Here is an 18,901-nt window from a genome sequence, read left to right as displayed (position 1 = left end):
GACCATGCTCGACTGGGACGACGAACCAGCAACCACCAGCACGCCGGCCGCTCATGCCGGCGCCAACCCCAACGCACCGGCGCCGGTCAACGCGGACGACAAGCGCGTGGTCAACGGCGAGACGGACATCAACCAGCTCGCCCCGTTCAAGTATCCCTGGGCCTGGGAATACTTCATGAACGCCAACAAGAACCACTGGACCCCGCTGGACGTGAACATGGCCCAGGACGTCCACGACTACCACCACCGGCTCACAGCGCCGGAAAAGCACGTGTACGAGAACGTGCTGGCCTACCTCACCACCTCCGACATCCTGGCCATGCGCAACATCGGCCTGGCAGTAATGGAGAAGATGAGCGCGCCGGAACTCCAGATCTACCAGGCCCGCCAGGTGTACGAGGAGGCCATGCACACATGGGCCTACCAGCACTGCATCGAAACCCTGAACCTGGACCAGAGCGAGATCTATAACCGCTACCGGGTGGTGCCAGCAATCAACGGCAAGATCCAGATCGCCAACCGCCGGCTGAATGCCGCCATGCGCCCGGACATGAACCTGCGCAACAAGGATGACCTGCAGGAATTCATCATGTCCTACCTGTTCTTCGCGGCGGTGTTCGAAGGCACCTGGTTCTACAACGGCTTTAGCCCCATCTTCGCCCTGCAGCGCCGCGGCCTCATGCGCGGTACCGGTGAACAGCTGCAGTACATCCTGCGGGATGAAGCCATGCACTTCTCCTTCGGCCTGAAGGTGGTGAACCAGATCGTGGAGGAGGAAAACATCCGCTTCGACCCGAAAGCCGTGCGCGAGATGTGGGACGAATCCGAAGCCGCCGAAACCAACTACGCCAACTACATCCTGCGCGACCCGATCCTCGGCTACTCTGCCGAGTACCACAGCGAACAGTTCCGCTTCGTGGCCAACCGCCGCGCCCGCACCGTGGGCCTGGACGAGCCGTTCCCGGGCGCGAGGAATGTATCACCCTGGCTGGACGAACAGGCCACTCTGAGGAAGGAAAAGAACTTCTTCGAGACCCGGGTGATCGAGTACCAGACCGGGGCGCAGTTGGAGTGGTAAGGCCGCCCGAACGGCCGGAGTTATTCGAACGCGTTCGTATAACTCCGGCGAACTCTCGCGCAAAACCTGTAACTCTCTGATACGGTTAAGGTAGTGGATTTGAGGGTTTGGAGTTATACGCCCTGATCTAACGAGAATCGGGATCTGGAAGGGGCGTATAACTCCGGCGGTAGCCGTTGTAGGTTCTGGTAACGTACTGGTTTAATGGCGGTTTATGAAATCAGACAGGCGGCTGAAACAGGAATTATACGAATGCGTGTTATACGTACGGGTTCGTTGAATACGCTGTTAGGATTTTGGGATGGAGACTAGTGTACTCTTCAACAAAATTTGGGTAGTTGAATCTCTCCGTGGCTCGGACAAGAAGACCGGTAAGCACTTGTTCGAAAATAAATTGATGTATCTGTGGGCCCAAGATGAAAACCTAAGCGCAGAGCTCAGGGAGCCCAAGAATAAAGAGGAATTTCTCCAAGTTTTGGAGGAGATTAAGGAAGACGTAAAGAACAACAACTCCCCCATTATTCACTTTGAATGCCACGGAGATGAGAGCGGGTTTGAACTATCAAACAATACAAGAATTTCGTGGAATGAAATAAGGTCTCACCTCATTGAGATCAACAGACTGTGCGGGCTCAATCTGGTCATAACTCTTGCAGTGTGCCAAGGGATTCATTTGATAAAGTCAGCAAGCAAACCGGATGGTGCGCCTTTCTCGATCTTGATTGGTCCCGATCAGCAAGAAAATTCCGGCGATTTAGAAGAGGCTTTCAACGCATTTTACAGTGAATTTTTTGAATCGCTGGATGGTGACAAAGCGATGGAAGCGCTTAATAGTAAAAGTGGAGAAACTAAAAAATTCCATTTCACGAGCGCGGCTGGCATTTTTGCCCGTGCATTTTGTTCGTACTACAAGAAATTCTGCAAGGGCTCGGGTAAGAAGAAAAGAGCGGATTACCTTGTTAGCCGTTTAATGAAAAGTGCGGACGTAAAAGAAAAAGGTAGAGAATGGGCCAGGCAGCAGGTCAACGAAAGTCTGGATGAAGGAGATTTTGGCTTTGAATTGCTGAGAAGAAGGTTCTTTTTTATGGACCAGTATCCTGAGAATGAGGAAAAGTTTCCGCTCACTTTCGACCAGATTATTGAGCGATGCGAATCCTAACCGGTGAATCAAGCCGGCCAATTTTCCGCTGCCGCTCCAAACTGGCGGCTTATACAGGGCGTTAGGCGTTAAGTTCCGTCCATGGAGTGCAAGTTTGAAATGAAAATCTGGCTACTCAAGCGTCTCTTGCCTCGTCTCATCGCTCGGTCGTGTGAGTCACGGATACCGCGTTCTGGAAAACGTGGTGAAGCGGTGAACTGCTACGTTGTGGCTATGGACAGGAACTATGAACCGTATTTCTTAGCAACGGCCTTCGATGGGAATAAGCTTTCGGGATTGAAATGGGACGGACGGTCATACAGTGAGGACCTCGATCTATCTCTGTCTGAGTTATTGCACGGCCAATTGAGTATTACCCACTACTACGGCCTATCCGAAGTTACGTTTTCTAGCATTTATGATTTTGCATGGCACTATTTCACTAGAATCATATACCTGAAGATTCGTCTATATCGTCATATTGATGCGTCTTTTCAATACTTCTTTAACAAGAAACGATTGGTTACGAAGCGACGGATGGATCTGTTGGCCTTCATGGTGGAAGATCAGTTGGTTAGAACACACAAAGGCATTGATCTGTTATCTCTGATGTCGAAAATTTATTCAATGCGGATGTTTTTGCACCCGTCACGTGAGGTTCAGAGAGAGAAAGTACGACTATATCTAGAGTCGCTTGTCCAGTCCGGTGAGCTGCGGAAAGTTAACACTGAATATGTCGTGGAAGGGAAGGCAATAGAAACGCTAGAAAAGCACGAGGAGACGGAGCAGCGTCATACGGAAGCCGTAAAACTTCAACGTAAGATGTTTTGGCTTACGTTTGTCGCAGTCACCTTTGCGGTAGTTCAAGCGGGTGTTATCAAGCTGCCAACTATCATCGATTTGTCGAACACCGCACCGTAATGAGAGGCTCGGCTAACAAGTGCAGGCACGGCGATGCCCACTTTATTGCGCCTTCGGCTCCATTCGATGGGCGCGCATGCTGCAAGCGTTAGATATGGTTTCGAATCGAGATATTAGATGACTATTTGTGCAGCGTGGATAAGAAAAATAAATAAGTGTGAAGAGCTATTGTTTGTATCTGACAGCAGGTTGTCCGGCGGAAGGAACCTCGACTACTCACCGAAAGTCATCACTTTGGCTAGGTCTGACTGTGCGATTGCTTTCGCTGGTGAGACTGACATGGCTTACCCTTTGATGCATCAAATTTCCTTAGCGATCGCGTCATACAACCGTTCGAAAACTCGTGCCATGGATGTCCGAGAGTTAAAGACGCACAGCGTTAAGGTGTTGAATAGCATGGCTTCCTCGATTCTTAGTGATATACCAGCCATGATGAACCCAGATGTATCATTTATCTTTGGTGGGTACTCATGGATTCATAAGAGATTCGATATTTGGGCCATCAAATATGATGCAGTACAAAAAAAGTTTATTGCCAGACCGGTGAAGCGCTGGGTCGGCGGCATGGATCCGATGATCTTTGGTGGCGATAAAGCAAAAGAAGCTAATGCCAAATTAGTAGACGTAATGAGAAAAAAAGGCCGGCTCGTGGGTAATCAGACCGAGGGTAGTTCTTTTGATATGGAGCCATTTGAGGTAGTTAGAGATATGTTAAGGAGCAGCACCCAAGCGGATAGCATTGGAGGTGCGCCTCAGGTCGTCAAGGTATACCAGCACATGAATGCACTGCCTCTCGGTGTTTTTTGGCCTGATAAAGCCAGTGGAAAAGTTTACATCCAAGGGCGCCCTTTACTTGGTTACGAAAGCACTGATTTCTGGGTTCTAGATCCCGACACATTCTATTCGGAAAATATTAACCATTAAATTCAAACTTTCAGAATATTCAAAATCTAACCAAGGGCGTCAGTCGGGCCGACTTGTTTCGCTGCTCTACACAAATCGGCCGCTGCGCCCAGCGTTAGATGAGACATTATGCCCGTAATTTATAATCCTCCATATGACAGCCCCATCGAAGATCTTTTTGTGCGTCATTACGAGAGATACGCCGCGCCTTCGGTTGAGCTTGTTCCTCAAAAGGAAGTCGACACCATCTGTGGACGGTTCATTTTGGATTTTCTGGTTCAAGGTGAAACTGGATACCGGGTTGGAATTGAATGCGACGATAAAGAGTTCCATGAGGAGTCCCGAGATGAGTGGCGGGATGCGATGATCTTGGGCGATGGCCATGTGGATGCTATGTATCGACTACGTGGTAGCGACATAAATTTCTACATCGAGGATATTCTGTTCTTGTTGGCAGAATTGGAGCCAACCATTTTTCGAGACCGCGCTCACGCCAATCTAGAGGTTCTCGCCAGCCCTGAAATTAAAAGGCTTAAAAAGGATCATGGCCGTGATCACTATTTCTTTAAGTACCGAAATGGTGACGATAAAGGCTTCTTCCGGCTCGAAGCTCGAGGTCGGACTGTACCGGCCCGCGAACGACGATTCTGGCAATCGGCCTACAGATATGCCCAAGAAGTTGGAGGCGGAAAGCTGGATGATGTCATTAACAGCTATCGAAATCGTCGGCAGTCTGATTTCATCTAACAATACGCGGCACGCGGATGACCTTTTTTCCGCGTCGCTCCAAAAAGACTACCGGTACGATCAGCGTTAGAGAAGGGAATATGTCACAAGCAAAGAGCTCGTTCGAGCATGGAATAAAAGACGCAGAAGAGCTCCTTGCTCATTTCGATGCAATCAACTGCAATCCGCCCCCGGCAAGTGCTGAGGTGCTAAAGCGAGCTGGCTTGGTGATGGCTCTGACGGCGTGGGAAACATACGTCGAAGACCGTATTACCGAGGCCATGGATAAACGTCTCAGTGTCGTCTCGGGTAGCTACGTTGGCGAGTTTATTCAGAAAAAGCTCCAACAAGAGCTCAAGCAGTTTCACAATCCAACCTCAGATAAGACCAAAAAGATATTCCAGGACTATCTTGGGTTAGACGTTACTTCAGCATGGTCTTGGGCGAACGTAACCCCGGAAAAAGCTCGAAAATCTCTGAACCAGTGGATTTCAAAGCGTGGAGATGCCGTTCACCGCTCGAAGCCAATCAATAACGGATCGCCAGCTGCTCATCTGATTAAGAAAGACGAACTGGAGAAGGTGATTAGATTCCTAAGGGAGTTGGTACGCGCAACGGATGAGTATCTTGAACAAAATCTCTAACAATTCGCATCAGTACGCGGCCTGCGGCCGCCGGACGTCCCTGACGGGCCACCGCTGTGCTCCGCGTTAGCGTATTGCTCCAAAGTGCTCCAAGGTGCTTGCGGAGTACTACACAGTACTCTATAGTTTCCTTTGTCTGATAAAGGAGGCTATTCGATGAACGAACATGTTTATGTGCCAATTGAAGTTGCTCTCTATAAAGAGCTGCTAGATCGCTATCCAGCAGCAGCCAATTCGACCATCCAGAGCGTCATAGGCGACTTCCTCGAGCGAACTCGTGAAGATTTTGTGTTCGAGGAAAAGCGCGGAGTTTATTGGGACAAGATATTTTTGCCGAACGGAACCCAAATAAGGACCAAGTATTTTAACGAGACATTGGTTGGAGAAATCGAAAATGAAAGAATCGTTTGGCGGAATAAAGAGTATGGTTCGATTTCACAGATGGTGAACACCATGAGAGGAAATACATCGAACAACGCGTGGAAGGTGAGCGAGGTAAGGCGTCCAGGAGATTCAGTTTGGTATGCAGCGGATAGGCTTCGGTGATATCTACGCTAACCAGTGGGTGAAGCTGAGCGGCACTACGCTGCGCTCCGTACCGGCAGCTTACCCAAGGCGTTAGGCAACGAAGAGATCTCAGTGCCGATGAAAGACGAGCTATCAGAAAATCTACGTCAGACTGCTAAAGAGCTGGAACTGGCGGTAGGCACGATGGGTAATGCAGAGTTTGATGCGACCAATCATGCTCTTAGTTGCTTATTCAAGGAAACTCATCGGGAACTTGGGAGGCTTCTCCAGAGCTCTGATGATCTTACTTTGGCTAGCCTCTCAGTGAGGAACTTGTTTGAGCTTTATTTGATTTCGAGTCATGTTCACTCGAATCCAAAAGCGTTAAGTAAATGGCTTGGGCAGGCGCACAAGGACGCGAAAGATGTGAAGGATGGATTCATCGCGCTAATGCGAAAGAAGGGATTCGACCCCAAAGAGTTGAATGAGCTGCAAGAATTTGAGGACCAAGTGCTTGCTGAGAGTCCTTTTACATCAAATGGCGCATTTCAGATCAGGAACTTGGCGGAAAAATATGGGTATTTGGATGATTACAGTTTCATTTATAAATTGAGCTCGAAGCTGATACATCCAACGTCCATGAAGGTGATGGGCCACGAGGCATTGAAAGAGGATTCGAGCTACCTAATTACAGTTCTTCAAGTTGGTGCCTATTTTAACCATAAGTACAGAGAGCTAATTCGGGATGTTGTCTCACAAAGAGCCTAACAATCGCAGGCACGGCTACGCCTTTTCCATTGCGGCTTCGCCTCCATTCCAAAGCCGCGTATGCTGCGGGCGTTATACAGGGAGGTGTAACCTAAATGAGAGCTCTCTTGCTTAAGGGCCCGCAAAAATTTGGTCTCGAAAACGTCGCTCCACCACAGCCAAGTCAAGGCGAGGTGATCATCGATGTAGAGGTCACAGGGCTTGGTGGTAGCGAAGTAGCGGCACTTCAGAATCCAGGGCTTCGGCCTCTTCCAAACATAATGGGGCATGGGCTGTGCGGCGTAACAACCGCAGGTCAACGAACAGCGGTTTTTCCACTATCAGGTTGTGGGGACTGCCTCTACTGCAACCAAGGCCAGCCCCAACTTTGTAACGACTGGAATCTGATTGGTGTTCAAAGACCTGGGGGCTTTGCTGAACAGGTATCGGTTCCAGAGAGTGCTCTCGTTCATCTACCCGCCTCATTAAACTGGGAGCAAGCGTCGTTCATCGAGCCGTTCGCAAACGCCGTGAACGCGTGGGAGCGCGCTCAACCAAAGCCAACCGACTCAGTACTGATTGTAGGAGCTGGCTCACTGGGTTTAGGTTTAACAGCAATGGCTCGGGATCAGGGCTACGGATCAGTATTTGTCTCAGATCTATCTCCCAATCGCTTAGAAGCTGCTTCGTCACTTGGCGCTTGCGAGGTAGCTCGGACCTTCGGCCGCGAATTCGACATCGTGTTCGACACTGTTGGCACAGAGGTAGCTCGCACTGAGTGTATTAATCGAACGAAGAAAAATGGACAAAGCGTTTTCCTTGGCTTTGCTTCGCAATCTTTAAGTGTTGATTTCACACGCATGATTCGAGAGCAGAAAACGTTTATTGGATCGTTTGTTTTTTCGAGGGAGCAGTTCGCGAAAGCAATGGAGCTAGTGCAGGGTTGTAGTTCTAAGTGGGTAAGAAACGTGAGTTTCAGTGAGGTTGAAGCCGAGCTAATGGCATACGCAAATGGCGATTTTGAATCAATAAAGTCCGTGCTTCGACCGCAAAGATCAGCATAACCAATAGCGTAAGACGGGCGGCTTTCAGCCGCCGCTTCGCATAGGCGTTGGCCAAAGGAAAATGCCCCTTGAAACCCGATTTCACTGTCAGGAATGAAACAAGCGTCGACGTCAGCGCAATTAGCGAAGTGACGATCGCTGCCTTCAGTACGCTGGAGATCAGCAACCACACGGAGCAATTTATAATTGAGGCGCTGCGCGCCGACAATGCCCTCACGGTATCGCTGGTCGCAGAGATGGATGGCCGAGTAATTGGTCACATTGCGTTCTCGCCCGTGACCATTTCCGACGGCACACCGGGCTGGTACGGACTTGGACCTGTTTCGGTCTCGCCGGAATACCAACGTCAGGGCATTGGCAAGGCCCTGATCCGCCAAGGATTGGCACAACTGAGGGAGATGCATGCTCGCGGCTGTTGTCTCGTAGGGTATCCGGAGTACTACAGGAAGTTCGGATTCGATAACGTTCCAGAACTTGTCCATGAGGGAGTCCCACCGGAAGTCTTTCTTGCAATGTCTTTCGACGGGAATATTCCCCAAGGCACTGTCACTTTCCACGAAGGATTCAAAGCGGATGGCCAACAAGAGCACGCAGGCGACGCTTGACGTTCGGCGTTAGGTTTTTATGCCATCAACAAGGAACAATAAATGGAACATCCCTTTGCAGATTTAATTGGCATGGAGGTTAACTTTTTAGAGCTTGGGAAAAGCGAGTGCTCAATTCCTGTCTCAAAAAAACTTCTGAATCCACACAAGGTAGTGCATGGGGGGGTCTTATATTCGCTAGCGGATACTGGTATGGGCGCGGCATTGTATCCAATGCTTTCAGAAGGTGAGTTGTGTGCAACGATCGAAATCAAAATCAACTATTATTCTCCTGTCCATGATGGCCGTCTTACTTGTGTGACAAAGGTTGTAAATAAAGGCAAATCTGTGGCTAACCTTGAGTCGGAGATCTTATGTGGTGACAGGTTGGTGGCAAAGGCCAACGGTAACTATTCGATATTCAAGCCAAGTAAAACCAGGTGACATAAGCGGGTAAAACCTAAAAAGGCCAGGCACGGCGCCGACTTTTCGTTGCGGCTTTGCCTATACTGCAAAGGCGCGCACGCTGGCAGCGTTAGGGGATAAGGAAACACCATGGATCAGGTAGAATATTGGTACGCGATAGCTTCAGTGCTTCTGTTTTTCAAGATGTTCGCGATCTCCGCATATCAGGGATTCCATCGAATCGGGAAGCTCACATTCAAAATCCCTGAGGATGCAGCTTTCGTCGGGCGCGAGCCCGCCGAAGAGGAGTTACCTCAAGTTCAAAGAGCTGCCCGAGCCTGGCTAAACGATCTCGAAAATATTCCTGTTTTTCTCGCGCTGGGAGTTGCTTACATCTGGGTTGAGGCTACTTCGGGGATGGCCCCTTGGCTGTTCATGGTTTTCACCGCAGCGCGTTATCTGCATACATTGTTTTATCTTGGCGGGATCCAGCCGTGGCGTACGGTGGCATATGCAGTTGGTGTGGTGTGCATGTTTATCATGAGTTTCCAGATTCTCTATGCACTTCCCTAACAAGGTGGTCAACGGGGCCGTACGTCACTGCGCTCCGTTGGCGCCCATCCCCACTGGCGTTATGCATTTCTGAGTCAGTGCCATGAGTGAAAGTCTTCCCATCGTATTCGGGATTTACCCAGTACTTCTGTCCGGGATCACACTAATTTGGCTGCTTCGTCTTCAGTATCGCAGTTGGCCGAATTGGGCAGCGTGGGTATTGGCTTGCGGCAGCATCATTGCCTTCGCTTTTATAACGGGTCCTTGGGTCTACACGAGTTATTACTTGCGGTACGTTTTTTTAGGGCTATTCGCCCTAGCCGCCGTTTTCTCTTACTTCCGAATGAAGCGCAGTAGGCCTTATTCTAGAACGCGCGGTGACCGTATCTCTATCGCCTCTGTATTGATTTTTCTTCTTTTTTCGGTACTGAATACCTTGGCCATTGCGTCGTATTATCCTTCTGGGAAAACGCTTGACGTAACATTCCCACTCAAATCAGGCACCTATTATGTCCTACAAGGTGGCGACAGTATTGTTACGAACCCTTTTCACGCGCTGGCCGACACCAAGCAGGCCATCGACATCGTTAAGCTGAACTCGCTCGGTAAACAGACAGACGATTTGGCCCCGCGTGCGTTGAGTGCCTACCAAATCTTTGGCGAGAAACTCTATAGCCCATGCCAGGGAAGTATCTTGGAGGTTCGCGACAGCTTGCCGGACAATCCTCCCGGAAACCCCGATATAAAGCATCCGGAAGGCAATTACATAGTGTTGAAGTGTCTCATGGGGAATATATTAATGGCTCACCTGAGGCGAGGAAGTATTAAGGTAGTGCCGGGGGATGCTGCGACTATTGGACAGCCTTTGGCTGAAATCGGCAATTCAGGAAATACACTTGAGCCACACTTGCATATTGAAGCAACGAAAGACGGCAAACCGGTATGGCTTAGTTTTAACGGACTGTCGTTGTCGATCAATAGCCTGATAACGAGGAAGTGAAAATACACAACAATGTCATCTACGCGGACAGTAAAACGTGTCGCTTCTTTGTCGCGTCACTTTTTGCTACCCGTTATGCCGAACGTTAGGTCTCTTGGGTGAATATGGAAGTTTCGATTAAGGCTGCAAACACTGAACACCTAAAAGGGATACACGAGTTAGTTCTGGAATGGGGGCACCCAGCCAGCGAGCTCGAAACTCTTGAGTGGCTCAAAGAAATAATGAAATCCTCAAATCATCAGTTATTCGTGGCCGTTTCTGATGATTCGGTTCTTGGGTGGGCTGCTGTAGAAAGGCGCATATCGCTGGGTCAGGGATTTATCGCCGAAATTACTGGCTTGGTCGTGCGCTCAAGTTATAGGCGGTTGGGCATAGGACAGTCGCTGGTAGACGCTGTTGAGGGGTGGTCTCAAAATTTGGGTCTCTCACGAATTCTCGTTCGCTCGAATGTGCGTCGTTTGGAGTCGCATGAGTTTTACCCTTCGATCGGTTTTGAGCTTGCGAAAACGACGAATGTTTATGCCAAAGAGCTCAACGGCCCTAACCAGTCATGGAAGGCGGACGCGTGAGACGCACGGCTTCGTTTTCGCGTAATAAGCGGCTTTATCCACGCCCCAGTTACTGGTTATATAGTCACTACTTTCCCCAATCAGGCCGTCACCATGAGCATTGAGCGCATTTCCACGAACAGCCGAATGAGCAAGATCGTAAAACACAATGGCACCGCTTACCTTTGCGGCCAGGTTGCCAAGGACAGGAACGGCGACATTCGTACCCAGGTAACCGGGATGCTGGAAAAGGTGGACGAGTTGCTGGAAGTTGCCGGTTCCGGCCGAGACAAAATCCTGTCGGCAACGATCTACCTGGCGGACATGGCTGATTTTCAGGCCCTGAACGAGGTCTGGGATAACTGGGTGCCTGAAGGTACGGCGCCGGCCAGGGCCTGCGTGCAGGCTCAGATGGCGTCTCCGGAGTTGCTGGTGGAAATTTCGGTGATTGCCGCGACCTCCTGAGGATAATCGGGAAGATCCGGCGTTCCGGCGCGCTTCAGAACCAGACTCCAATTTTCATTTTTGTCAGGAGCACACCATGGCGTCCCCTCTCGTAACCACTGACTGGCTGCAGGAAAACCTCGATAACGAGCGGTTGGTTCTGATCGACGCGAGTATGGCCACCGTTATTGGTAAGGAGCCCATCGTATACGATCACCCGGTGTGGATACCGGGTAGCTACCAGATTGATCTTGAGGGAACCCTTTGCGATACCGGATCTTCCCAGCTCCATGCCTTCCCCACGGAGGAACAGTTCACGCAGGAAGTTCGCAGCTTGGGCATTACGCCCAACAGCCTGGTGGTGCTCTACGACAACCAGGGAATCTATTCGGCTCCCCGGGCCTGGTGGATTCTGCGGTCGATGGGTCTTGAGCAGGTTTTCGTGCTGGATGGTGGCCTGCCACAGTGGTTAGCGGAAGGCCGCGATACCGTGTCGGCGCCGGTTAGAGAAGCGGCTTCCTCCGGCAGCATGGTGGGCAATCTTGATCCCGGCCGGGTTCGGGATTCCGCCTACGTTTTACAGCATCTGGAAGACGAGCAAGTGGCCGTTATTGATGCGCGATCCCGGGCGCGGTTCCTGGCACAGGCGCCGGAACCCCGCCCGGGTGTGCGTGGTGGCCATATCCCTAACTCCCTCAACCTTCCGTTTACCGAGGTGCTGGAAGGTTACCGTTTTAAACCGGCCAGTGAGCTGGCGGAAACGTTTAAAAACCTTGCTCCGAACCTTCATCCTGGCAACGGGCACCAACTGGTCTTTTCCTGTGGTTCCGGAGTCACCGCCTGCATCATTCTTCTGGCGGCCGAGGTGGCGGGATATGACCAGCTGTCACTGTACGATGGTTCCTGGGCGGACTGGGGCAGCGACGAATCGCTGCCGGTGGCCTAAGCCCGACGGCAGGTTTTTATCAAGCGATTATGGGTAGTCAGGCCATGCGTTTCATGGTGCGGTCTCCCAGCATGTACTGGTGCGCCAGGGCAGCCGCCACGTGTACGCCGATCATGAGCCAAAGCAGGTTCGCCAGTACCTCATGTACATCTTCTCCGCTGTCTTCCAGCCACTCCACTTCCGGGCCGTAGCCAAAGACTGTCCAGCCGAAAAAAGTGACGGGATCGCCTTCGCCAAGAGACGTGGCGAGGCCTGAAAGCGGCATCAGAATCATCAGGGCATAAAGCACGAGGTGCCCCAGTTTCGCGATGGTGGCCCAGTGCGCGGGTGGTGACAGACGCGAGCGGTTCAGCCATCGCCACAGGCCACGAAAGATCACCAGCCCGAAGATAGTCAGGCCCAGGCTCTGGTGCCAGCCCATAAGAGAGGCTTCGGAGAGGATGTGTTCCAAAGCTTCAAACCAGACCTCACTGGCGAGCATAACCAGCAGCAGAACCGCCATTATCCAGTGCACAGCCCGGGAAACGGCACCATAACGGTTGTCAGCGTCCATCAATGTCATCGGGATTCTCCTTGATCAGAGGGTGGCGGGGTACCTGAAGTGCCCCGCGCTGGCTGATGGCAATCAGTCCCGGCGTGCGCCGCGAACCGAGGCACCGTACTGGTTGAACTCCTGCTCCCGGATCAGATTCTGCTCGGCATCCCGAAGCTGTACCCGGTAGGTGCCATCGGAAGTTTCCTCAACGGACACATCCACGCCTGGGCCGAAGCGTTTAAGCGCCTGACCATAGGCCATGATGCGCATTTCTTCGGTGCTGTACTGCTTGAGATCTGACCCCATGGCTTTACTGTGGTGGCGATTCTCGTAACGATCACCACAGTCACCTCTCCTGTAGTCGTCATCGGCAGACACAAGCAGTGGCGAGGCGCTGAGCAGCGCGGCGACGGAGAGGGCAGCAATGGTGGTGGTTTTCTTCATGGTCGAACTCCCTGGTTGGTAAAACCCATGACGGAATGTCATCGTTGGTCGGGAGTTATTGCACCAAGGAAACGTCGCAGAATTGTCTCGGTGATGCGCCGACTTTGTCGCAACTTGTCGCAAGACCGCGAATTGCGACGGTTTTTGACAAGATCGCGCCCAAGCGGGAAGTCGACTCCCCTATAATCAGGGCAGACGGTAATTCAACGGAGTAACGAGTGAGCGACACTCCCGCAATCCTGGTGGTTGATGACCATCGAGACATTCGCGATCTGGTCGGTCGCTATCTTCAGGAGCATGGCCTGCGCGTGCTGCTGGCGGATGGGGGCGATGCCATGAAGCGCCAACTAAAACAGCATTCCGTCGACCTGGTTGTACTGGACATCATGATGCCCGGCGATGATGGCCTTACCCTCTGCCGTTACCTTCGTGAGCACACCGAGTTGCCGGTGATTCTGCTGACCGCCATGAGCGAGGAAACCGATCGCATTGTCGGTCTGGAAATGGGGGCCGACGATTACCTCACCAAGCCCTTCAACCCCCGGGAACTGCTGGCTCGCATCAAGGCGGTTCTGCGCCGGACCACGGCGCTGCCACCCCAACGCAGCCCTATGGCTGGGCAGTGCCTGACGTTCGAAGGCTGGAAGCTGGACGTCGACCGCCATCAACTGGTTGATCCGGAAGGTGTCGAAGTTTCGCTGAGTACGGCTGAATACAAACTTTTGCTCGCCTTCCTGGAGCACGCCGGCCGCGTGTTATCCCGGGATCAGCTGATGGACCTTACGCTCGGCAGAGAGGCCGATGCCTTCGACCGGAGCATTGATAACCATGTCAGCCGCCTGCGTCGCAAGATCGATCCGGATGCCCGTAGCCCCAGGCTGATCAAGACCATCTGGGGTGGGGGCTACCAGTGGATCGCTGCGGTCGAAGGGGCTGAAAAATGAGACTGTGGCCCCGGCGCGCCGGCGGGCAGCTGGCGCTGTTGCTGATTCTGGTGCTGCTGGTGGCCCAGATTATCACCATCGTTATCCTTGCTGGCGAGCGCCAGGGTGCCCTGCGCAGTGCCAGCCTGGAGCACGTCCTCCAGAGGGTGGCCGATGGCTACACCCTGGCTGATACCACAGACCCGGATCGGCAGGAGCGTATCCTGCGGGCACTCTCCAGCCCAACCCTGCGGCTGTCCATCGATTCTGCGCCATATCTTCCCGAGGATCGGGCCCCCGGTATGACGCGCCGGCTGGCCGACGAACTGGGTCTGTCGGTGGACCGGGTGCGAACGGCCATGGAGGCTGACGAAGACGACTGTCTGCCCGGTCGCGATGCCCATCGGGACCGTGAACGCCACGACAATGAGGATGATGAGCATCACGAGTATGAGGAACACCGTGACGATGACGACCATCGCGATGAACGTCACGAATGCCCACCGGTCCTGGGGGTTTCCCTGGCCTTGTCTTCCGGCCAATGGTTCAACGCCCGTGCCCGGCCACCGGCGCCCTCCTGGTTGTGGTTGAAGGCCACGCTCACCAGCGTTGGCATTACCGCTGTGCTGCTCACGCTGACCCTGTTGCTGGCGGTCCGTCGAATCCTTCGGCCAATGAACGAGTTGAGCAGGGCGGCGCACGCTTTCGGGCGGGGTGAAAAAGTCCGGATTCCTGAAAAGGGACCGGAGGACGTCCGTGAGGTAACCCGGGCCTTTAACCAGATGCAGGATCAGGTTGGCCGGGCCCAGGAGGACCGGGCAAGACTGCTGGCGGCCCTGGCCCATGACCTCAGAACCCCCATCACCTCCATGCGGCTGCGGGTGGAAATGATGCCCGAAGGCGAGGACAGGGACCGCCTTCTCGATTCGCTCAGCGAGATGCAGCATCTTGCCGAAGCCACGCTCGATTTCATCCGGGGCAGCACCACCGAACAGCATCGCCGCTATGATCTGGCCACCCTTCTGGACAGTCTTTGCGGTGATCTTCAGGAAATGGGCCTGGCGGTCCACTGCGAAGACAGCCCGAGATGTGTGCTCCAGGGGCAGCCCGAAGCCGTCAAACGTGCCCTGCGTAATCTGATTGAGAACGCGGTAAATTATGGCGAGCAGGCGGAGGTTACACTGGAAACGACGGACTCGGAGGCGGTTGTCACCATCGTCGACCAGGGGCCGGGTATTCCTGAAGCCGAACGGGAACGGGTTTTCGAACCATTCTACCGGCTGGAACAGTCACGCAGTCGGGAAACCGGCGGCGCAGGCCTGGGCCTGGCCATCGCCCGCACCCTGATTCGGGGTATGGGCGGTGACATCCGTCTAGGGGCGGGTCCGAATGGGAAAGGCCTTCGGGTGTCAGTAACTCTGCCTGTGTGATTAAAGCCTGCGCCTGCCCTGGCCGCATCCGCTTTTGTTGCGCTGTCATTGTGCCCAGTTGTTGGTATCGGTTACTTCTGGTGGCGGGGAATCCATGTCAAAACTCAGCCTGAGAAAGACCATCAGCCTCGCGGCGGTTTCACTTCTTTTGCTCGTAGAATTCGGGATGTTCTACGACTTTTTCTACCCGTTTCAGTTCCTGTGGAGTCAAGGCCAGATAACCGAGCTCCTCCTGTCGGTGATGGTGTTCCTGTGGAGTCTGGCAGGAGTGTTCCTGGTCTTTTTCAGTGACCGCAGTCTTTTCCGAAAAATCACCCTGCCGTTTTTTATCTTTTTCTTTCTTTCCAATATTGGCTCCTTCCTTGTCTCAAACGCGCCTATCGATTTCCAGCAGGCAGACCTGATCGCAAGTTACTTTCAATGGTGGGCCGGGGCCGTGGTTGAGAATATTGGCCTGGCCGTACTGCCGCTCTTCATCGTCCTTGTACCGCTTATTCTTTTCGTCGAACGTCTGCCTGGTCTTTTCAAACTGAATATTCCGGGGAAGTTCTACGCCGTTCCAGTCATCACCGTACTGCTTGTCTTTATCGCTCTGCTACGTAGCGATGGCATTTTTGATCGATATCCCTCTTTTTTCAGGGTGCCGGCACTGCTTGTATTTGCGGGCCAAAGCGAGCTTTTCAGTGGTGAGCGATCCGGGGTCAGCTACTCCGGTTCTTTCGAATCGCAGGTCGAGAAAATTGTTCTGATTGTCGATGAAAGTATCCGTGCAGACATTCTGGGCATCAATGGATACAGCAAGGATACGACCCCCTATCTCAGCTCGGTGGAAGGGGGGCTGGTGAATTTCGGTTTGGCTGCTTCCGCGTCAAACTGCAGTGATTATTCCAACCTCATCCTCAGGACGGGCGCTAGAAAAGAGGCGATCCCGGACCGGGATCAAATGAGCTTGAAGACACCGACGATCTGGCAATTCACCCGTCGGGCAGGCTATTCAAATGTGTACCTGGATGCGCAGAGTGCCGAGACGTGGGCGAACTACCAGAACTTCATGAATGACCACGAAGCCAGCTTCATCGACGATCTGCTAAGGCTTCGCCAGGAAACCGCCTTTGAGAGTGACGGCGTTGCCCGTGACACGTTAATCGCGCTGCTCAAGCAACCCGGCAAGACCTTTATCATGCTGAATAAGTATGGCATCCACTTCCCGTACTTCCGGAGTTACCCCCTGGCGTCCACTCTCTTCACCCCGGTGCTTGAACCAGGGGAGCCAATGAACGATCAGGAAAAATCCCTGAATTCATACATGAACGGACTGCGTTGGAGCGTCGATGATTGGTTCAGGGACTTGTTATCCGAAAGCGGCGAATTCAGGAAGTACGTCATCGTCTATACCAGTGATCATGGGCAAAACATCGTCGATGACGGGACATTGGCCACACACTGCAGGCCGAGAGCGAACCGTTTCGAGGGTATTGTGCCCATGATGGTCTTCTCCAACGTGGCGGGACCTCTGGAAAGGTTAAAGGTGGCTCAAGCGACCGGTTATGACCGAACCAGCCACTTTCAGGTATTCCCGACGCTCCTTATGTTTGCCGGCTACAATGATTCATGGGTGACAAGCCATTATGGCGCATCTCTGAGCGAGCCTCCCGGCACTGCGCCGGAGTTTTTTGTGGGAGACGCCTTTGGCCGTGGATCGGTCAGACAATGGCGCTCGATATTTCCGACAGATAACGATGATGGTCAGTGACCAGAATCTATTCCCATTATTCGGGCTTGCGCCTACACCAAAAATTACGTGATTTTGGGGTCATGTTATGTCGTCGGTTGCAGATGATTCACAGGTAGCCCAGGCAGCGTCCCCTCATCAGTGGGCCAGGCTGGTGGTGTTGTATCTTTTAATACCACTTGTCCTTCTGGTGTGCGGAGGGGATCTTGGTTGGTGGCAGGGGTGGGCCTATTCCCTACTGATATTTGTGGTCGGCCTCGGGGGCCACATTTGGGCGGAAAGGCGGCATCCGGGATTGATGGCCGAACGACAAAATATGGAGAAGGCCCAGAGCGCAAAAGCCTGGGACAAAGTACTTGCGCCGTTGATGGCCCTGAGCCTGAGTTTTCCGCTGGTTATTGTCGCCGGGCTGGATCATCGCTTTGGCTGGTCACCGGTAATTCCGTTGGGGCTCATTGTGCTCGGCTTCCTCCTGACCGCGCTCGGATACGCTTTCGCTACGTGGGCGTTGATAGAGAACCGGTTTTTCTCAAGCGTTGTGCGCATTCAGGTGGAGCGAGGGCATGTGGTGTGTGACAGCGGCCCTTACAGGATTGTGCGACATCCGGGCTATGCCGGAAACATTGTGGCACTGGCAGGCATCGTGCTGGCCTTGAACTCACTGTGGACACTGATTCCGGCGGCGGTGGCGCTGGTCATTGCGGTGATCAGAACGGTGCTGGAAGACCAGACTCTACAGGACGAGTTGCCGGGTTATCGCGACTATGCGCAACGTGTGCGCTATCGGTTGATTCCAGGGATTTACTGACATTATTTTCCAGGAAGAAATACACACTGCATGGCAGGTTTCCCATAAAAACAACAATCCGATAGTCAGACTATTCTTTTCCAGGATGAAACCGGAGTTTTTTCAGCTGTCCGAGGAAGAGCGCAGACAGTTCATGATTCGCGATGGCGCCAACCTTGATGCCCCGGGCATGAAGGCGATTTCCATGGCCGCTGGACGCCCTGGTCGGGCGCCGCTCAGATGAATGTCCAGGCCAATACGCTCGTAATCTTGTTTCCCTGCTTCATCTCTATTTCCCGTATATCGACTGCACCCATCTCACGGATCAACGTCTTTGCAGGCTTATGACCGATGCGATCGAAAGCGCAGGACTCGCGCGCTTGTCGGTGTCGTTGGCGCACACGGGCGCTGCTGGACCAGCAGGGCCTGTTGCAGGCCGAGTAACGAGTCGTACATCATCGCGTGAATATCCAACAAGGCCTTCATGGGGCTGCCGGCCATCCGGCGCCGGGCCTCGATCACAAACTGCAGGCCCCGTAGCCGCCGTTGATTGCACTCCGAACTGCGGCGAATACAGTCTTCGATCGCTGCCGCGCGTAATCTCTCAAAGCCTTCCGGATCGCGTTGGGCCAGATCCTTGAGCGCGTCGAACGTGGGCATTTCCATAACTTGCCTCCCTTCCTGGATTCAAGTAACAAGTACTGCACCACTGCTTTTCAAAGTCCCTGTAACCCGCGTTCGACAGTCCGGAATCTAGCTTCCTCACCTCGCAGAAAAAAAGCTGGGACACTTTCAGTTAAGCCTCGGCGGGTTCCGGAATCAAGCTTGTGGTCTAACGACGTC

Annotated in this window: 24 protein-coding genes; 21 read left to right on the top strand and 3 right to left on the bottom strand. The window is 52.9% G+C overall.

The window, feature by feature from the left end; genetic code table 11:
* Positions 1-4: 4 nt before the first annotated feature.
* From K0B93_RS11955 to K0B93_RS11880, 16 genes are all read left to right on the top strand, one after another.
* Entirely contained in the window at positions 5-1,078 is a 1,074-nt protein-coding gene (locus K0B93_RS11955; protein ID WP_219867426.1) for a ribonucleotide-diphosphate reductase subunit beta, read from the top strand.
* 301 nt (positions 1,079-1,379) lie between these two features.
* Positions 1,380-2,237, top strand: a complete 858-nt coding sequence (locus K0B93_RS11950) for a hypothetical protein (RefSeq protein WP_219867425.1) — start codon at positions 1,380-1,382, stop codon at positions 2,235-2,237.
* 99 nt (positions 2,238-2,336) lie between these two features.
* On the top strand, positions 2,337-3,137 hold the full coding sequence (locus K0B93_RS11945) for a hypothetical protein (protein ID WP_219867424.1): 801 nt from the start codon (positions 2,337-2,339) through the stop codon (positions 3,135-3,137).
* A 396-nt stretch (positions 3,138-3,533) separates the two neighbouring features.
* The gene (locus tag K0B93_RS11940; RefSeq protein ID WP_219867423.1) at positions 3,534-4,061 is read left to right on the top strand and encodes a hypothetical protein; all 528 of its coding nucleotides are present in this window, start codon (positions 3,534-3,536) and stop codon (positions 4,059-4,061) included.
* Positions 4,062-4,169: 108 nt separating this feature from the next.
* Positions 4,170-4,787: a hypothetical protein gene (locus tag K0B93_RS11935; RefSeq protein ID WP_219867422.1), complete on the top strand. Its 618-nt coding sequence runs from the start codon at positions 4,170-4,172 to the stop codon at positions 4,785-4,787.
* 80 nt (positions 4,788-4,867) lie between these two features.
* The gene (locus K0B93_RS11930) at positions 4,868-5,410 is read left to right on the top strand and encodes a HEPN domain-containing protein (RefSeq protein WP_219867421.1); all 543 of its coding nucleotides are present in this window, start codon (positions 4,868-4,870) and stop codon (positions 5,408-5,410) included.
* A gap of 156 nt (positions 5,411-5,566) precedes the next feature.
* Positions 5,567-5,956 carry a hypothetical protein gene (locus K0B93_RS11925; protein WP_219867420.1) on the top strand — a complete coding sequence of 130 codons (390 nt, stop codon included), beginning with the start codon at positions 5,567-5,569 and terminating at the stop codon, positions 5,954-5,956.
* Between the two features lie 15 nt (positions 5,957-5,971).
* Complete coding sequence (locus K0B93_RS11920; RefSeq protein ID WP_219867419.1) at positions 5,972-6,685, top strand: DUF5677 domain-containing protein; 714 nt, start codon at positions 5,972-5,974, stop codon at positions 6,683-6,685.
* A 95-nt stretch (positions 6,686-6,780) separates the two neighbouring features.
* On the top strand, positions 6,781-7,728 hold the full coding sequence (locus tag K0B93_RS11915; protein ID WP_219867418.1) for a zinc-dependent alcohol dehydrogenase: 948 nt from the start codon (positions 6,781-6,783) through the stop codon (positions 7,726-7,728).
* 68 nt (positions 7,729-7,796) lie between these two features.
* Positions 7,797-8,333: a GNAT family N-acetyltransferase gene (locus K0B93_RS11910; protein WP_219867417.1), complete on the top strand. Its 537-nt coding sequence runs from the start codon at positions 7,797-7,799 to the stop codon at positions 8,331-8,333.
* A gap of 42 nt (positions 8,334-8,375) precedes the next feature.
* Positions 8,376-8,756, top strand: coding sequence for a PaaI family thioesterase (locus tag K0B93_RS11905; RefSeq protein WP_219867416.1), 381 nt, complete (start codon positions 8,376-8,378; stop codon positions 8,754-8,756).
* Between the two features lie 111 nt (positions 8,757-8,867).
* Complete coding sequence (locus K0B93_RS11900) at positions 8,868-9,290, top strand: MAPEG family protein (RefSeq protein ID WP_219867415.1); 423 nt, start codon at positions 8,868-8,870, stop codon at positions 9,288-9,290.
* A gap of 82 nt (positions 9,291-9,372) precedes the next feature.
* Complete coding sequence (locus K0B93_RS11895; protein ID WP_219867414.1) at positions 9,373-10,269, top strand: M23 family metallopeptidase; 897 nt, start codon at positions 9,373-9,375, stop codon at positions 10,267-10,269.
* 104 nt (positions 10,270-10,373) lie between these two features.
* Positions 10,374-10,838, top strand: coding sequence for a GNAT family N-acetyltransferase (locus K0B93_RS11890; RefSeq protein ID WP_219868108.1), 465 nt, complete (start codon positions 10,374-10,376; stop codon positions 10,836-10,838).
* A 93-nt stretch (positions 10,839-10,931) separates the two neighbouring features.
* The gene (locus K0B93_RS11885; RefSeq protein ID WP_219867413.1) at positions 10,932-11,282 is read left to right on the top strand and encodes a RidA family protein; all 351 of its coding nucleotides are present in this window, start codon (positions 10,932-10,934) and stop codon (positions 11,280-11,282) included.
* Between the two features lie 76 nt (positions 11,283-11,358).
* Positions 11,359-12,207, top strand: a complete 849-nt coding sequence (locus K0B93_RS11880) for a sulfurtransferase (protein ID WP_219867412.1) — start codon at positions 11,359-11,361, stop codon at positions 12,205-12,207.
* 37 nt (positions 12,208-12,244) lie between these two features.
* Here K0B93_RS11880 and K0B93_RS11875 read toward each other — a convergent pair whose 3' ends face one another.
* Positions 12,245-12,769, bottom strand: a complete 525-nt coding sequence (locus tag K0B93_RS11875) for a cytochrome b (RefSeq protein ID WP_219867411.1) — start codon at positions 12,767-12,769, stop codon at positions 12,245-12,247.
* A gap of 63 nt (positions 12,770-12,832) precedes the next feature.
* Positions 12,833-13,186: a hypothetical protein gene (locus K0B93_RS11870; RefSeq protein WP_219867410.1), complete on the bottom strand. Its 354-nt coding sequence runs from the start codon at positions 13,184-13,186 to the stop codon at positions 12,833-12,835.
* 218 nt (positions 13,187-13,404) lie between these two features.
* Here K0B93_RS11870 and K0B93_RS11865 point away from each other — a divergent pair, with 218 nt between their 5' ends.
* From K0B93_RS11865 to K0B93_RS11845, 5 genes are all read left to right on the top strand, one after another.
* A complete protein-coding gene (locus K0B93_RS11865; protein ID WP_219867409.1) occupies positions 13,405-14,130 on the top strand; it encodes a response regulator in 726 nt (241 codons plus the stop codon).
* Positions 14,127-15,539 carry an ATP-binding protein gene (locus tag K0B93_RS11860; protein ID WP_219867408.1) on the top strand — a complete coding sequence of 471 codons (1,413 nt, stop codon included), beginning with the start codon at positions 14,127-14,129 and terminating at the stop codon, positions 15,537-15,539. The genes K0B93_RS11865 and K0B93_RS11860 overlap by 4 nt, the downstream gene beginning before the upstream one ends.
* 94 nt (positions 15,540-15,633) lie before the next feature.
* Positions 15,634-17,292: a sulfatase-like hydrolase/transferase gene (locus tag K0B93_RS11855; protein WP_219867407.1), complete on the top strand. Its 1,659-nt coding sequence runs from the start codon at positions 15,634-15,636 to the stop codon at positions 17,290-17,292.
* Positions 17,293-17,569: 277 nt separating this feature from the next.
* Positions 17,570-18,079: a methyltransferase family protein gene (locus tag K0B93_RS11850; RefSeq protein ID WP_219867406.1), complete on the top strand. Its 510-nt coding sequence runs from the start codon at positions 17,570-17,572 to the stop codon at positions 18,077-18,079.
* An 85-nt stretch (positions 18,080-18,164) separates the two neighbouring features.
* Complete coding sequence (locus K0B93_RS11845; protein WP_219867405.1) at positions 18,165-18,302, top strand: hypothetical protein; 138 nt, start codon at positions 18,165-18,167, stop codon at positions 18,300-18,302.
* A 98-nt stretch (positions 18,303-18,400) separates the two neighbouring features.
* Here K0B93_RS11845 and K0B93_RS11835 read toward each other — a convergent pair whose 3' ends face one another.
* A complete protein-coding gene (locus K0B93_RS11835) occupies positions 18,401-18,724 on the bottom strand; it encodes a DUF3135 domain-containing protein (RefSeq protein ID WP_219867404.1) in 324 nt (107 codons plus the stop codon).
* Positions 18,725-18,901 lie beyond the last annotated feature (177 nt).

The organism is Marinobacter sp. F4218, from assembly GCF_019443085.1.
GTDB classification, from domain to species: Bacteria; Pseudomonadota; Gammaproteobacteria; order Pseudomonadales; family Oleiphilaceae; genus Marinobacter; species Marinobacter albus.
Note: the sequence above shows the minus strand (reverse complement) of the source record. Positions and strands in the feature narration are given on the sequence as shown.

Coding starts and splice junctions, on each gene's coding strand:
- K0B93_RS11955 (WP_219867426.1), top strand. CDS start 5: ATGCTCGACTGGGACGACGAACCAGCAACCACCAGCACGCCGGCCGCT.
- K0B93_RS11950 (WP_219867425.1), top strand. CDS start 1,380: ATGGAGACTAGTGTACTCTTCAACAAAATTTGGGTAGTTGAATCTCTC.
- K0B93_RS11945 (WP_219867424.1), top strand. CDS start 2,337: ATGAAAATCTGGCTACTCAAGCGTCTCTTGCCTCGTCTCATCGCTCGG.
- K0B93_RS11940 (WP_219867423.1), top strand. CDS start 3,534: ATGGCTTCCTCGATTCTTAGTGATATACCAGCCATGATGAACCCAGAT.
- K0B93_RS11935 (WP_219867422.1), top strand. CDS start 4,170: ATGCCCGTAATTTATAATCCTCCATATGACAGCCCCATCGAAGATCTT.
- K0B93_RS11930 (WP_219867421.1), top strand. CDS start 4,868: ATGTCACAAGCAAAGAGCTCGTTCGAGCATGGAATAAAAGACGCAGAA.
- K0B93_RS11925 (WP_219867420.1), top strand. CDS start 5,567: ATGAACGAACATGTTTATGTGCCAATTGAAGTTGCTCTCTATAAAGAG.
- K0B93_RS11915 (WP_219867418.1), top strand. CDS start 6,781: ATGAGAGCTCTCTTGCTTAAGGGCCCGCAAAAATTTGGTCTCGAAAAC.
- K0B93_RS11905 (WP_219867416.1), top strand. CDS start 8,376: ATGGAACATCCCTTTGCAGATTTAATTGGCATGGAGGTTAACTTTTTA.
- K0B93_RS11900 (WP_219867415.1), top strand. CDS start 8,868: ATGGATCAGGTAGAATATTGGTACGCGATAGCTTCAGTGCTTCTGTTT.
- K0B93_RS11895 (WP_219867414.1), top strand. CDS start 9,373: ATGAGTGAAAGTCTTCCCATCGTATTCGGGATTTACCCAGTACTTCTG.
- K0B93_RS11890 (WP_219868108.1), top strand. CDS start 10,374: ATGGAAGTTTCGATTAAGGCTGCAAACACTGAACACCTAAAAGGGATA.
- K0B93_RS11885 (WP_219867413.1), top strand. CDS start 10,932: ATGAGCATTGAGCGCATTTCCACGAACAGCCGAATGAGCAAGATCGTA.
- K0B93_RS11880 (WP_219867412.1), top strand. CDS start 11,359: ATGGCGTCCCCTCTCGTAACCACTGACTGGCTGCAGGAAAACCTCGAT.
- K0B93_RS11875 (WP_219867411.1), bottom strand. CDS start 12,769: ATGACATTGATGGACGCTGACAACCGTTATGGTGCCGTTTCCCGGGCT.
- K0B93_RS11870 (WP_219867410.1), bottom strand. CDS start 13,186: ATGAAGAAAACCACCACCATTGCTGCCCTCTCCGTCGCCGCGCTGCTC.
- K0B93_RS11860 (WP_219867408.1), top strand. CDS start 14,127: ATGAGACTGTGGCCCCGGCGCGCCGGCGGGCAGCTGGCGCTGTTGCTG.
- K0B93_RS11855 (WP_219867407.1), top strand. CDS start 15,634: ATGTCAAAACTCAGCCTGAGAAAGACCATCAGCCTCGCGGCGGTTTCA.
- K0B93_RS11850 (WP_219867406.1), top strand. CDS start 17,570: ATGGCCGAACGACAAAATATGGAGAAGGCCCAGAGCGCAAAAGCCTGG.
- K0B93_RS11845 (WP_219867405.1), top strand. CDS start 18,165: ATGAAACCGGAGTTTTTTCAGCTGTCCGAGGAAGAGCGCAGACAGTTC.
- K0B93_RS11835 (WP_219867404.1), bottom strand. CDS start 18,724: ATGGAAATGCCCACGTTCGACGCGCTCAAGGATCTGGCCCAACGCGAT.